The sequence below is a fragment of the Acidovorax sp. 107 genome (assembly GCF_003058055.1).
Lineage (GTDB): Bacteria > Pseudomonadota > Gammaproteobacteria > Burkholderiales > Burkholderiaceae_C > Acidovorax.
Genome location: NZ_QBTZ01000001.1, coordinates 333,295 through 345,946, shown reverse-complemented (window position 1 = coordinate 345,946; position 12,652 = coordinate 333,295). Strand labels below are relative to the sequence as shown.

General features: G+C 67.0%; 11 protein-coding genes and 1 tRNA gene. 6 read left to right on the top strand and 6 right to left on the bottom strand.

Annotation, left to right across the window (positions count from 1 at the left end; all coding sequences use genetic code 11):
* Positions 1–21: 21 nt before the first annotated feature.
* The 6 genes from C8C99_RS01670 to C8C99_RS01645 all read left to right on the top strand — a co-directional run bounded on the left by C8C99_RS01670 (position 22) and on the right by C8C99_RS01645 (position 9,166).
* Complete coding sequence (locus C8C99_RS01670; RefSeq protein ID WP_056637203.1) at positions 22–1,209, top strand: VWA domain-containing protein; 1,188 nt, start codon at positions 22–24, stop codon at positions 1,207–1,209.
* Between the two features lie 140 nt (positions 1,210–1,349).
* A complete protein-coding gene (locus C8C99_RS01665; RefSeq protein ID WP_233247144.1) occupies positions 1,350–3,287 on the top strand; it encodes an autotransporter assembly complex family protein in 1,938 nt (645 codons plus the stop codon).
* The gene (locus C8C99_RS01660; protein WP_108624750.1) at positions 3,287–7,708 is read left to right on the top strand and encodes a translocation/assembly module TamB domain-containing protein; all 4,422 of its coding nucleotides are present in this window, start codon (positions 3,287–3,289) and stop codon (positions 7,706–7,708) included. Before C8C99_RS01665 ends, C8C99_RS01660 begins: the two co-directional genes overlap by 1 nt.
* A gap of 55 nt (positions 7,709–7,763) precedes the next feature.
* A tRNA-Arg gene (locus C8C99_RS01655) sits at positions 7,764–7,838 on the top strand.
* Between the two features lie 111 nt (positions 7,839–7,949).
* Entirely contained in the window at positions 7,950–8,873 is a 924-nt protein-coding gene (locus C8C99_RS01650; RefSeq protein WP_108624749.1) for a tyrosine-type recombinase/integrase, read from the top strand.
* Positions 8,874–8,899: 26 nt separating this feature from the next.
* Positions 8,900–9,166, top strand: a complete 267-nt coding sequence (locus C8C99_RS01645; protein WP_108624748.1) for a hypothetical protein — start codon at positions 8,900–8,902, stop codon at positions 9,164–9,166.
* Between the two features lie 15 nt (positions 9,167–9,181).
* Here C8C99_RS01645 and C8C99_RS01640 read toward each other — a convergent pair whose 3' ends face one another.
* The 6 genes from C8C99_RS01640 to C8C99_RS01615 are packed head-to-tail and all read right to left on the bottom strand — an operon-like array spanning position 9,182 to position 11,849.
* Complete coding sequence (locus C8C99_RS01640; protein WP_108624747.1) at positions 9,182–9,640, bottom strand: hypothetical protein; 459 nt, start codon at positions 9,638–9,640, stop codon at positions 9,182–9,184.
* Positions 9,637–10,104 (bottom strand): lysozyme, encoded by a 468-nt coding sequence (locus C8C99_RS01635; protein ID WP_108624746.1) that lies wholly within the window; start codon positions 10,102–10,104, stop codon positions 9,637–9,639. Before C8C99_RS01635 ends, C8C99_RS01640 begins: the two co-directional genes overlap by 4 nt.
* Entirely contained in the window at positions 10,101–10,421 is a 321-nt protein-coding gene (locus C8C99_RS01630; protein ID WP_108624745.1) for a hypothetical protein, read from the bottom strand. The genes C8C99_RS01635 and C8C99_RS01630 overlap by 4 nt, the downstream gene beginning before the upstream one ends.
* Positions 10,421–11,098, bottom strand: a complete 678-nt coding sequence (locus C8C99_RS01625; RefSeq protein ID WP_108624744.1) for a hypothetical protein — start codon at positions 11,096–11,098, stop codon at positions 10,421–10,423. Before C8C99_RS01625 ends, C8C99_RS01630 begins: the two co-directional genes overlap by 1 nt.
* Complete coding sequence (locus C8C99_RS01620) at positions 11,095–11,562, bottom strand: hypothetical protein (RefSeq protein WP_108624743.1); 468 nt, start codon at positions 11,560–11,562, stop codon at positions 11,095–11,097. The genes C8C99_RS01625 and C8C99_RS01620 overlap by 4 nt, the downstream gene beginning before the upstream one ends.
* Positions 11,562–11,849 (bottom strand): hypothetical protein, encoded by a 288-nt coding sequence (locus tag C8C99_RS01615; RefSeq protein WP_108624742.1) that lies wholly within the window; start codon positions 11,847–11,849, stop codon positions 11,562–11,564. The genes C8C99_RS01620 and C8C99_RS01615 overlap by 1 nt, the downstream gene beginning before the upstream one ends.
* Positions 11,850–12,652 lie beyond the last annotated feature (803 nt).

Genomic DNA, 12,652 nt, shown 5'->3' with positions numbered 1-12,652 from the left:
CTAGCGCTGGAGGCCCAAATCATGCTCATCGACTTCTTCTACACCCTGCGCTCGGCCAAGCTGCCCGTGTCGGTCAAGGAATACCTCACCCTGCTCGAAGCCCTGCAGGCCGGTGTGGTGGGCCCCAAGTCGGATGACGCCTGGAGCCTGGACGACTTCTACAACCTCTCGCGCCTCACGCTGGTCAAGGACGAGAAGCACTACGACAAGTTCGACCGGGCCTTCGGCGCCTACTTCAAGGGCGTCGAAATGGTGGCCGACTTCACCAAGCAGATCCCGGCCGACTGGCTGCGCAAGATCCTGGAGAACGAACTCACGCCCGAGCAGAAAGCCGCCATCGAGAAGATGGGCTGGGACGAACTCATGGAGACGCTGAAGAAGCGCCTCGAAGAACAGAAGGAGCGCCACGAGGGTGGCAACAAGTGGATCGGCACCGGCGGCACCAGCCCGTTCGGCCACGGCGGCTACAACCCGCAGGGCGTGCGCATTGGCGGTGCAGGCAAGAACAAGAGCGCGGTGAAGGTGTGGGAGCAGCGCGCCTACAAAGACTACGACGACCAACAGGAGCTGGGCACGCGCAACATCAAGGTCGCGCTGCGCCGCCTGCGCAAGTTTGCGCGCGAAGGGCATGAGCTGGAGCTGGACCTGCCCGACACCATCCGCAGCACGGCAGCCAACGCAGGCTACCTGGACATCAAGATGGTGCCCGAGCGGCACAACAACGTGAAGGTGCTGCTGCTCATGGACGTGGGCGGCACCATGGACGAACACATCCAGCGGGTGGAAGAACTGTTCAGCGCCGTGAAGAGCGAGTTCAAGCACCTGGAGTTCTATTACTTCCACAACTGCGTCTATGACTTCATGTGGAAGAACAACCGCCGCCGCTTTGCCGAGAAGTTCCCGACGTGGGACATCATCCGCAAGTACAACAAGGACTACAAGCTGATCTTTGTGGGCGACGCGACCATGAGCCCGTACGAGATCCTGCAGCCCGGCGGCAGCGTGGAATACAACAACGAAGAGCCGGGTGCCGAGTGGATCCAGCGCCTGACCCACGCCTTCCCCAAGTTTGCGTGGATCAACCCTGAGCCACAGGGCGTGTGGCAGTACCGCCAAAGCATCAGCATCATCCAGCAGCTCATCGGCAACCGCATGTACCCGCTGTCGCTCAAGGGCCTGGAAGAAACCATGCGGCTGCTGTCCAAGTAGCCCCTGCGGCGGGGCCAGGTGCCTTGTGAGCATCTGTCCGACAGGGGGCGCTCCCGTTTCAGGGCATAGTCGGGGATGCATCGGGCGGGCTGGCAGGCTTGCCCTCCCCCACACGATCCCCTGACACATCCTCCCGCACCGTGCCCCTCCGCGTTTTGCGCCCCGCCACTGTTAGTACCCCAACGCCGGCCCTGTGGTCGGCGTTGCTGCTTTCCGGCGCACTGTGCCTGAGCGGCTGCAGCCTGCTGCCGCGTGCCGACGAGCCCACGACCGGCGACACGCGCAGCGACCTGGCCAGTCCAGAAGCTGGCAATGGCGCACCATCGTTTGACGTGGTGGTGCGTGCCCCCGACGCGGTGCGCGAGACACTGGAGCGCCACCTGGAGCTGCAGCGCTTTCGCCAGCTGCCCGACCTGCAGGCCAACGAGCTGCAGCGCCTGCTGGGCGCCACCGACGCCAATGCGCGCGAACTGCTGGGCACCCTGGGCTACTTTGCGCCCACCATCACCGTGGAGCTGACAGAGGCGCAAGAGACTGCGGGCACCCGCAAGGGCGCACCCCGCACCGTCACGGTCACCGTGGAGCCCGGCCCCCCAACCCGCATTGCCCGTGCCGACATCACCGTGGCGGGCACCGACGAGGCCGACAAGGACACCCTGGCGCGACGGCAGCAACGCCTGCAGCGCAACTGGTCCCTCGCCCCCGGGCAGCCCTTTACCCAGTCGGCCTGGGACAGCGCCAAGACCGACGGGCTGCGCCAGCTGCAGGCCCGGCGCTACCCCACGGCCCGCATCGCCAACAGCCGGGCCGAGATCGATGCCGACCGGCACGAAGCCCAGCTGGGCGTGAGCTATGACCCCGGCCCCGCCTACCGCTTCGGCCCCTTGCGCGTGCAAGGCAGCCAGCGCTACGACAGCGACGGTGCGCGACGCCTGGCACGACTGCCCACGGGCGCCGTGTATGACGAGGCCGACATGCTGGACGCCCAGCTGCGCCTGGCCAGCAGCGGCTACTACGACGCCGTGTTCCTCACGCTCGACACCGAAGGCACCGACCCGCAGGCCGCCCCCGTCGTGGCCCAGGTGCGCGAGGCCCCGATGCAAAAGCTGGTCTTTGGCCCGGGCTTTTCGACCGACAGCGGCGCACGCCTGTCCCTGGAACACATCCACAACCAGATGCCCGTGCTGGGCTGGCGCGCGGTGACCAAACTCGCGCTCGACCGCGAAACCAAGCTCGCCAACACCGAATGGACGGACCTGCCCAACGACAACGGCTGGCGCTGGTTTGCGGGCGGCCAGTTGCTGCGCGAGGCCACGGGCGACTACGACGTGAACAGTGGCCGCGTGCGCGCGGGCCGCAGCAAAAGCACCAAATCCATCGACCGCAATTACTTTCTGCAGTACGACTACGCCAACAGCCAAGGCCTGACCGACAATACGCGGTCGCCCTCCGACACCAGCACCGCCCTGAGCATCAACTACGGCTGGACGGGCCGCTACTTCAACAGCCTGACCGCCCCCACGCGGGGCCACGGCCTGGCGGTGGAGCTGGGCCTGGGCACCACGCTGCGGCCCGAGCGCGACCCGTTTGTGCGCGCCCTGGTGCGGTGGCAGTCCTTCATCCCCGCAGGGCGCGTGCAGGACGACGCAGGCATCGGCCGTAATGCCCGTGTGGCCCTGCGGGCCGAGGCAGGCGCGGTGCTGGCGCGCGAGGGCGCGCAGATCCCCGTCACGCAGCTGTTTGTGACGGGCGGCGACACCACCGTGCGCGGCTACGGCTACCGCAGCATCGGCGCGCGCACCGACAACGGCCAGCTGTACGGGGGCCGCTACCTGGCCGTGGGCAGCGTGGAGTGGCAACGCCCCATCGTCTACAAGGGGGCCATGACCGACTGGGAAAGCACGCTGTTTGTGGATGCCGGTGCCGTGGCCGACAAGGTGGGTGACCTGAGCCCGCGCGTGGGCGTGGGCGCCGGTGTGCGCTGGCGCAGCCCCGTGGGCCCGCTGCAGGCCGACCTGGCCTATGGCGTCAAGACCAAAGAGGTGCGGCTGCACCTGCGCCTGGGGTTCAGCTTCTGATGGCGATGAGCGACGCCCCCCACACCCCCAAGCCCCGCGCCCGCGCGTCGGACTTCAGCGCCGGGTCCTCGTCGGCACCCCGCCCTCAACCCCCTCGCACGCCGCGCTGGCTGCGGGCCTTGGGCTGGCTTGTGGCGGCCCTGGTGGCCTTGCTGCTGGCGACCAGTGCGCTGCTGTGGTGGTGGGCGGGCAGTAGTACGTCGCTGGCAACCACGCTGGCCCGCGCGGCGCAATACCTGCCTACCAACCAGACATTGGAAAGCCGCGATGTCAGCGGCTCGCTGCGCAGCGGCGGGCGCATTGGCTGGCTACGCTGGAGCAGCCCCACCCTGGCGGTGGAAGTGACCGACATCCGCCTGGGCTGGCAGCTGGCCCCCTTGCTGCAGCGCCGCCTGGAGCTGGGCGAGGTGCATGCCGCCCGCGTGGCGATCACACCCCAGCCCAAACCCATTGACACACCCGAGCCACCACCCACGCCCCCTACCAGCCTGGTGCTGCCGCTGCAGCTGGGCGTGCCGTTCCGGGTCGACCAGCTTGTGTGGGCCGGGTCACCCGCCGTGGAAGCCCAGGGCTTGGTGGGCGACTACCGGTTTGATGGCCACCAGCACCGCCTGAACATAGGCGCAGTGGAGTTGGCCCAGGGCAAGTACAGCGCCCGCGCCACGCTGGACGCACAAGCCCCCATGGCGCTGGATGCCACCGTGGACGGCACTGTGCGCACCGCCGTGCCCGGGGGCGGCGCTGCGCTGCAGGTGGGCGCCCACGCCACGCTGCAGGGCACGCTGGCCAACGCAGCCCCCCAGCTGCAACTGCAGGCACGCCTGAAGCCCGAGCCGACCAGCGAAGCCGCCACACCACCCGCAGCCGCGCCCGCCAGCAAACCGGGCGCATCAAAACCTCCTACCCCACGCACAACCCCTGCACCCGCTGCAGACCCCATGCAGGCCGATCTGGCCGCCACGCTGGCACCCTGGACGCAGCAACCCCTGCAGTCCGCCAACGCCACGTTGCGCGCCGTCAATCTGGCGGCCCTGTGGCCGCAGGCACCGGTCACGCAGTTGCACGGCACGCTGCAAGCCGGGCCCACATCCGGCGGCGCAGGCACAGCAGGCACAGCAGGCACAGCAGGCTGGAGCCTGCAGGCCGCGCTGCGCAACGACCTGCCCGGCCCCTGGGACACCAACCGCCTGCCCCTGACCGCGCTGGACGCCAGCGCAAGCTACGACGGCACCCGCTGGACCGTGCCCAGCGCCACCCTGCAGGCGGGCACGGGCAGCATCACCGCGCAGGGCCACTACACCCCTGCCACCCACGCGCTGGAGGGCCAGGCGACCCTGCGCGCGCTGCGCCCCGACGCCCTGCACACGCTGCTGGCCGCCGCCCCGCTCTCCGGCCGCGTCACCGCGCAAACCCAGGGAGAGGCCGTGCGCTTCAGTGCCGATGTGCGGGCAGACACCGGCACTGCCGCGCGAACGGCAACCGCAAAGACCCCGGGTGCAGCGGGCGCACCGCTGCGCATCAATACCTTCAGCACACGAGGCACCTGGCAGGCCACCGACGGCGGCACGGTGCGGCTGGACCGCCTACTGCTGGACGCACTGCAAGCCCGCGTGGAAGCCACCGGACTGCAGGTCGCACTGGGCACGCAGTCTGCGCAAGGCAAGGTCACCCTGGTAGTGCCCGGCGCCACCGCACAGGCACAAGGCACGCTGGCCCCGCGCAGCGGCGCGGGCGACCTGCAGGTGCAGTGGGCAGACGCCTCGCTCACGCAGCGCTGGCTGGCTGGGCTGCCGGTGGTGGGCACCGCCGTGCAGCGGGCGCTGCAAGGGGCCAGCGCCCAGGGCACGGCACAGATCACCGCGCGCTGGAAGGGTGGCTGGCAGACGCTGACGGAGCAACTTCAGACTGCCACCGCCCACAGCGCACCCGCCCGCAACCCCGACCGCTTTGATCTGCAGGCCACGCTGAACACCCCCCAGCTGGACCTGACACTCCCGGCCAGCACCAACGCCAGCGGCGGCACCTCCGCCGGGCAAGCCCTGCAACTGCGCGCCTTCAAAGCCGAACTGGGTGGCAACCTGGCACAGGCCTCTCTGGCGCTAGCCGGCGAGGTCCGCACACCAGCTCCCCAGGCCACGCAGGCGATGGTGCAGACCCGCCTTGCCAGCACGATGGTGGGTGCCGGGCAATGGCAGCTGCAAGTCAGCGAACTGCGTCTGCAAGCCCAGGCCGCTCAGCGCCCCGGGCCGTGGACGATGCAACTGGCAGAGCCCCTGGGCCTGACTGTGCGCACCGGCGCCCCTACCCCCAGCCCCCCCCCGTCACTGGCCAGCGGGCGTGCGGCACCATCAACCACCACATCCCTCAGCCTGCAGGCATCGGCCGGTCAGGCCCGAATAACCGGTCCCTTGCCAGGCACCGTCACCCTGCGCTGGTCGCCGGCGCAATGGTCTGCCGCTATGGCACCCAACGCCCTCGCGCGATTGCAAACGCAGGGCACGCTGCAGGGCCTGCCCATGGCCTGGGTGGATGCGCTGGGCCTGGGCGAGACGCCCGCCGCCGCAGGCCGGCCCGCGCAGCCGCTGCTTGCGCGCATGGGCCTGGCCAGCAGCATCGTGCTTGACGGGCAATGGAGTGTGGACACCACGGGCGACGCCCTGCGCGCCAGCGCCAGCCTGCGCCGTGCCAGTGGCGACCTGCGCATCCTGGCGGGCGATGCCACAGCCGTCACAGCAGTGCAAAGCAGCGGCCAGGGCACCGGTGCAGGTGCCACCACCGTGCTGGCCACTGCAGCCACACCGCCTGCAGGTGCATCAGGTGCAGCAAGCGCATCGAGCGCCCCGGGCACGCCCGCCGGTGTGCGCCAGGCAGAAATCACGGTCACCGCCGAAGGCGACACGCTGCGCGCGCGCCTGCTCTGGGCCAGCGACCGCGCGGGCGAGATCGACGCCACCGCCAGCACACGCCTGTCCGCGGCCAACGCCGGTGCCCCGATCACCTGGCCTGCCGACGCACCACTGGCCGGCACCTTGCGCGCCCGCCTGCCCGACGTGGGCGTGTGGTCTGCGCTGGCGCCGCCCGGCTGGCGCGTGCGCGGCACGCTGGACGCCAGTGCGACCTTGTCGGGCACGCGCGATGCGCCGCGCTGGGCGGGCACCCTGGGGGCCGACGACATGGCAGTGAGATCGGTGGTGGACGGCGTGGACCTGCAAGGTGGCCGCCTGCGCGCCACGCTACAGGGCAACCAGCTCAACATCACGGAGTTCCGCCTGCAAGGTGGTCGGGGCAGCAGCGCGCGCATCGCAGGCTTTAGCGGCAACCGCACGGCCGCAGCGCAAGACGGCGGCACGCTGACTGCTACGGGCCGCGTGGCCTGGGGCGACAGCGCCACGGCAGCCACCGGCCTGTCAGGCATCACCATGTCCCTGCAGGCCGAGGCCAAGGCCCTGCAAGTGCTCGTACGGGCCGACCGCCAGGTCAGCGTGTCGGGCCAGTTGCAGGCCCAGCTGCAGCAGGGCCAGATCAGCCTGCGCGGCAAGCTCACCACCGACCGCGCCACCATCATCCTGCCCGATGAATCCGCACCGCGACTGGGCTCGGACGTGGTCGTGCGCTCTGCCGCCAAGGACCGCGAAGACCAGGCCAAGGCCCAGGCCGCCGCCAAGGCCAACCAGGTGGCCGCGCAGGCAGAGACCGCCAAGCCGCCCGACATCGCCATCACCCTCAACCTGGGGCGCGACTTTGCGCTGCAAGGCCAGGGCATCACCACCCGGCTGACGGGCGAGGTGGACATCCGCAGCAGCGCCGTGCCCGGCGCCCCGCCCCGCGTGACCGGCGAGGTCCGCACCGACCAGGGCCGCTACCGCGCCTGGGGCCAGATGCTGGACGTGGAGACGGGTCTCATCCGCTTCAACGGCCCGTACAACAACCCCTCGCTCGATATCCTGGCGCTGCGCCCCAACATCAGCGTGCGCGCGGGCGTGCAGGTCACTGGCAGCGCGCAGGCGCCGCGCGTCACGCTTTACTCGGACCCTGAACTGCCCGATGCCGAAAAGCTGTCGTGGGTGGTGCTGGGCCGCAATGCCTCCGCCGGAGGCGCCGAAGCGGCCGTGCTGCAACAAGCGGCGTTGGCGCTGCTGGGCCGCAACGGCGGCCAAAGCCCCACGGCCAACGCCGCCAGCCGCCTGGGCCTGGACGAAATCGGCTTTCGCGGTGCCACCACCGGCGAAGACGCCAGCGCCGCCGCCCTCACCTTCGGCAAGCGCCTGTCCAAAGACCTGTACGTGACCTATGAGCGCAGCCTGTCGGGCACGCTGGGCACTCTCTACATCTTTTACGACCTCTCCCGCCGCCTCACCCTGCGCGGGCAAACTGGCGAGAAAAGCGCGGTGGACATCATCTACACCGTGAAGTACGACTGAGGGCCAGGCGGCCAGGGACGCTCCCGCGCGCCACTACAATGCGCGGCTGCCTTGCCTCCTCGTAGTTCAATGGATAGAACGAGTGCCTCCTAAGCGCTAGATACAGGTTCGATTCCTGTCGAGGGGACCAACTGGCGGAAATGCGGGGAAATAGCGACGCCCTCACAGAGGGAGAGTGCTAGAGTTTCGGGCAAGAAATCAATACCTCCCCGCACGCATCCCGCACACAGGTCCGCACAACATGGCATCCATCCGCAAGTACCGCGACAAGTGGCGGGCAGAGGTTCAGCGTCACGGCATCCGGGCCTCTCATGTAGCCGACACCAAGCGCGAGGCGCAGACCTGGGCGCTTGCCAAGGAGGCCGAGCTAGACCGGCTGAAAGGCTCTGGTGGGAAAACTCTGGGTGATGCTGTGGCCGACTACGTGAAAACCGTCAGTCAGACCAAGAGCAAGCCTGAGTGGGAGGAAAAGCGCTTCCAGGCCTTCATCGACTACATCGGGGAGAAAGCGCCGCTCTCCAGCATCACTAGCGCGGACATAGGCCGGTGGCGTGATTTCCGTTTGCAGACGGTGACAGGTGCGACGGTGCAGCGCGAAGCCAATCTGTTGCGCAACCTGTTCACGGTGGCGATGGACGAATGGCGCTGGATTGACTCACACCCATTCCGAGGCGTTCGGATGCCCGAGCAGATCGAGGCACGCAGGCAGGTGTGGGGGTGGCGGCAGATCAAGCGCGTGCTGCGCTCTGGCCGCGAGAAGAAGATGGGCGAGGTGGTGAAGGCGTTTCACATTGCCTTGCACACCGGCATGCGCTTGGCCGAGGTGCTTACAGGAACCTACGACCCTAAGCGTCGGGTGTACGTGCTGGCGAGAACCAAGACAGGCGGCTATGTCGAGGTGCCGATCCCGCGACGAGCATTGAAGCTCTTCCCGGTGACGTTCACTGTTGGCCCCAATGAGGCAAGCGTCCTGTTCGCCAAGCTACGTCGCCAACTGCTGTTGGACGACTTGACCTTCCACGACACCCGCGCTACGGCATTGACGCTGTTAGCGCGGAGAGTGGATGTGATGACCCTGGCGCGGATTAGCAGGCACAAGGACTTGTCGATGCTGTTGAATGTGTACTACCGCGAGACAGCAGAACAGATTTCAGCGCGGCTTTGAGGGCCACGCATCACAAAGGATTGAGCATGATCAACCACGAGCAGCTAGACGGCCTACGCAGTATTTTTGAAACCGCAGACGATGATTGGCTGCTGGAGAAATTCAGCATCGTTCCGGCTGGCACTCGCGGGTTCGTCCTGACGATTGACAAGATTTCGTCGCAGGAATTCGAGCAAATTTTCCCTGGCGTTAAGCCGTGGGAAATTGGCAAGTCTCCTGCAGCTTGGGATAGGGATGGCGAGGCGCCTGTTCTTGGGCCTAATTTGGGCGCGCCATTTAAGGACGAAGCCTGAGCAATGTGTTCTGGCCTACTTAGGCCACGCCTGCTGCAGCATCAGCGCGTCCCCAGCGTGTCGGTCAGCCGCTTCTGCCACTGCTCGATATTCACCGACGCACGCTCCGAGTAGCTCTGCTGCGGTATCGGCTCGCGCAATGAGGGCACTTGTGGAAGCGCTGGGGAGACTTGCACGGAATTCGTAGAGGGTGCCGCGCAGGCCGTCAGCAGTACGGCGGGCAGTAGCAGCATCAGCGCGCAGCTTGGTTTCGCGTTTCGTGGCTTCATTTTGGGCGTCCTGCAGTTTCTGGTTGAAGGCGAGTTCTTTGGCCCGGGTGTCGACTTGGGCCTTGGCGGAGTCGGCGGCTTGTTGGGCTTTGATGCCGTTGATTTCGTTGCCCAGTCTCCAGCCCTGCACCTGCCAAGCTCCAGTAGCCGCAACGGCACCCGCTACCAAAGCTGTAGCGACATAGGTGTACAGGCCAGGAATCATGATTTCCCCTCGCAGACTGCACGCTCAGCGGCGCGACGACGAACCAAGCCGGGAAGCTCCTTGCCTCCGGCCAATGTCCAGCGGGACAGCTCCGCACAGGCTCCGGCCATGTCGCCAGCGTTTGCCTTGCGCACCAGAGTCGAGCTGCAGAATGCGCCGTTGCCCACGTTGAAGGCGAACGACAGGAACGCGGCCTTTTGACCATCGGTCAGCGGGCGTTTGATGCAGTCGATGGCCTCGGCGTGCTTGAGCAGGTCGCCCAACAGTTGCGCATCGCATTCCTCCTTGGTGAAGGTCTGCCCCATGCGTAGCTCTGGCCCAGTGTGGCCGGTGCAACTCGTGATTACGTTGATCGGGTCGCGGTAGGTGCGGTACACCGTGCCCTCAAAATGCGCCACCAGAGGAAGCGCGAGCGCAAGCGCACCGCCGCCGATCTTGGCGGCCAGCCTTTGGCGCGGCGTCATTTCGGATGCACCCCGGACTTCATGGCCGTCCAGAACGCAGCCATGGACGCGCCGAGCCCGACAAGATAGCCCAGCGGTTTCGCCGCTTTGCCAATCCACGTCAGCACTTTCATTGCGCCCTTCCAGCTCTCGAACACATCCAGCATTTCCGCCGTGTTGGCCTCAATGCGTTTTGTGGCGTTGGTGTTCTCTGCCAGCTCTACCCGGAACTGGGCCTGTTCCAGCTTGATCGCTGTCACTTCATCTGTGAGGGAGTCCATGCGCTTGTCTCCTTCTGCCAGTTCGTCGTGAATCTGTTGCAGGTTTTCATCGTTCATCAGGCCCTCCCAGGCAAAACAGACCACGTAACCGGCGCCCGCAGGTCTGCGCCTGAAATCGGGAACCACAGTTGCGCACCGTCCGACTCGCGCCAGAGGTTGCTGATTTCGTAGCCGATGCGTACCACGATGGGGATGAAGAGGAGCTTGTCCTGCGCGATCAGCTGCCACGCATCGCCGCAGCGGTAGACGGTGACGCAACCACCGCGCCAGACCTGCACGCCTTTGGACAGATCCACCGGAACGCCCAGGCGCCAGGCGCGGTACTCGCCCGCGTTGCGCCTGTACCAGGCCTTGCGGCTCTCCGGGCTTCGCGGGTGTGTGCCTGGCAGCCAGTAGTTAGCCGCCACGGCCTGCGCGTCTGCAGGATCCAGCCACTGACCCGGCGCGGGGCGCCCGCCCTCGGGTGTCATCACCCATGGCACGTTGTCGCCATGCGCGGTGATGTTGACCATGGGGGCTATGTCCCAGTCGGCAAGATCGGGGCGCACGTCCACCAGGCGCTCGGCCGTCCAGGGCAACAGCTGGGCGATCTTGCCCGCCTTGAACAGGCGCACGCGCCACTTGGCCCAGGTGAGGCCCTGCGCGCGCTCGCGGGCGCCCTCCAGGGCGGCAATGGCGGCCGAATGGTAGTGATCCGGCACACCGGCCGCCCGCAGGTGCTTGAGGTAGTTCATGGGGTTCCTTCAGGCAAAAGAAAACCCGCCGAGGCGGGTTGCTGTGGGTACATGCTGAGCAGCAGCGCCGCCAGCCCGTTGGGGCCCAATCGCCAGGGCTCCAAGATGCCGAGCGCTGCGCCCTCGGCCTCGCTGCAAAACCAGCCCTCGGGCGCCTCGCGCACCAGCCAGCACACAAAGCGCAGGTTGCCGGGCAGGTCGTAGGGCTCGCCCTCGTGCGCCTCAAACCAGGCGCGGGCGGCGGCCTCCAGGTGGTCGGGCAGTTCGATGAAGTCCCAGTGATCCGGGTCGTAGTCGATGCGCTTGAAGCGCACACCACCATCCATCCAGCTGGCACTGGCGCTCATCCCATCGGAGAACACCAGCTCGCAATGGCTGTAGGGGCCACGGTCCACCCAGCGCACGGCGTGGCTGTACACGGACTGCACGCCGGGGCGCGTGCCTTTGTAGAAGGCGGCGCGCATCACTGCCCCCGGTAGCGTTCCACGTCCGTGATCGGCGCGGTCAGGATCTGCTCAGCCCGACCCGCAGCCAGCAGGCCAGCCGCCTCCAGCGCCTGCACACCGGCCTGCAGATCGGCGCGGGCCAGGTCGATGTGCTGGGCGGAGTTGACCTTGTGCAGGTAGCGCCGTAGGCCTGCCGCTTGCACCGTGGCGCCGAGGCTCGCCAGATCGATGGCCACAGCCTCGGCATCGGTGAAGCGGTCGAGGAACGCCAGGCGGGTGATGCGCTGGTCTTCGATTGAGATCACATCTGCCTGCTCACCTGCGATTCGCCAAGAACCCGGATATTGCTGCTCAGCAAACTCACCATCCGCAAAAATGCAGCGTAGGACAGCGCCAGTTTCATCAAGGATTTCAATCCGCATGTCATGCCACCTTTTCAAGAAATATCACCACGGCGTATGGCAGCCCTCCAGAAGCGGTAGCCCCCCCTGTAGTTCCCGGCGCTGAGTTACCGCCAGAACCTGCACCAAAGCCTGGCAATGCAGCGCCACTAGAACCTCCAAGGGTTCCCCCAGTGCCACCAAAATTTCCAGCCAAAACAGAGTTACCCATCGTGGATCCGGCACCGACACCGCCGCCAGGGCCGGAAGCCTGAGGGCTTGACCCGGAAGCACTACCGCCACCGAAATAGTCAATTCCGTAAACGGCGAGCAAAGACAAAATATCGGCGGGGCTTGCCGTTGTCGCAGTCCCCTTGATATTTCCGCCGCCTGTTGTTGCATTGTTCGGCGCAGCCGCACCAGAACCACCCCCGCCAGTCAACACGGAACCCGTGGTTACGTCTCCGCCATTGCCGCCCACACCGCCGCCACCAGTTGCGCTGTTTGTTGCGCTGGTGGCACTTGAGCAATCCCCACCACGGGTTGTCGTGCTGTTTGCGAACCCCTGGGGATTTGCGGCACCCCCACCCGTGGCTATCCGTGCCGCCCCAGCTGCAGCCGAAATGTTCCCGCCACGGGCTCCAGGGAATCGAAGCACCTTGGCGCTTCCACCAGTACCACCAGTGCCACCAGCTCCACCTGCAAGCGAGGCTACTGAGCTAGCCGCA

Excerpts from the sequence above, each read along its gene's own strand:
- C8C99_RS01670 (WP_056637203.1), top strand. The coding sequence starts at position 22 with ATGCTCATCGACTTCTTCTACACCCTGCGCTCGGCCAAGCTGCCCGTG.
- C8C99_RS01625 (WP_108624744.1), bottom strand. The coding sequence starts at position 11,098 with ATGAACTACCTCAAGCACCTGCGGGCGGCCGGTGTGCCGGATCACTAC.
- C8C99_RS01630 (WP_108624745.1), bottom strand. The coding sequence starts at position 10,421 with ATGAACGATGAAAACCTGCAACAGATTCACGACGAACTGGCAGAAGGA.
- C8C99_RS01650 (WP_108624749.1), top strand. The coding sequence starts at position 7,950 with ATGGCATCCATCCGCAAGTACCGCGACAAGTGGCGGGCAGAGGTTCAG.
- C8C99_RS01635 (WP_108624746.1), bottom strand. The coding sequence starts at position 10,104 with ATGACGCCGCGCCAAAGGCTGGCCGCCAAGATCGGCGGCGGTGCGCTT.
- C8C99_RS01640 (WP_108624747.1), bottom strand. The coding sequence starts at position 9,640 with ATGATTCCTGGCCTGTACACCTATGTCGCTACAGCTTTGGTAGCGGGT.
- C8C99_RS01660 (WP_108624750.1), top strand. The coding sequence starts at position 3,287 with ATGGCGATGAGCGACGCCCCCCACACCCCCAAGCCCCGCGCCCGCGCG.
- C8C99_RS01645 (WP_108624748.1), top strand. The coding sequence starts at position 8,900 with ATGATCAACCACGAGCAGCTAGACGGCCTACGCAGTATTTTTGAAACC.
- C8C99_RS01620 (WP_108624743.1), bottom strand. The coding sequence starts at position 11,562 with ATGCGCGCCGCCTTCTACAAAGGCACGCGCCCCGGCGTGCAGTCCGTG.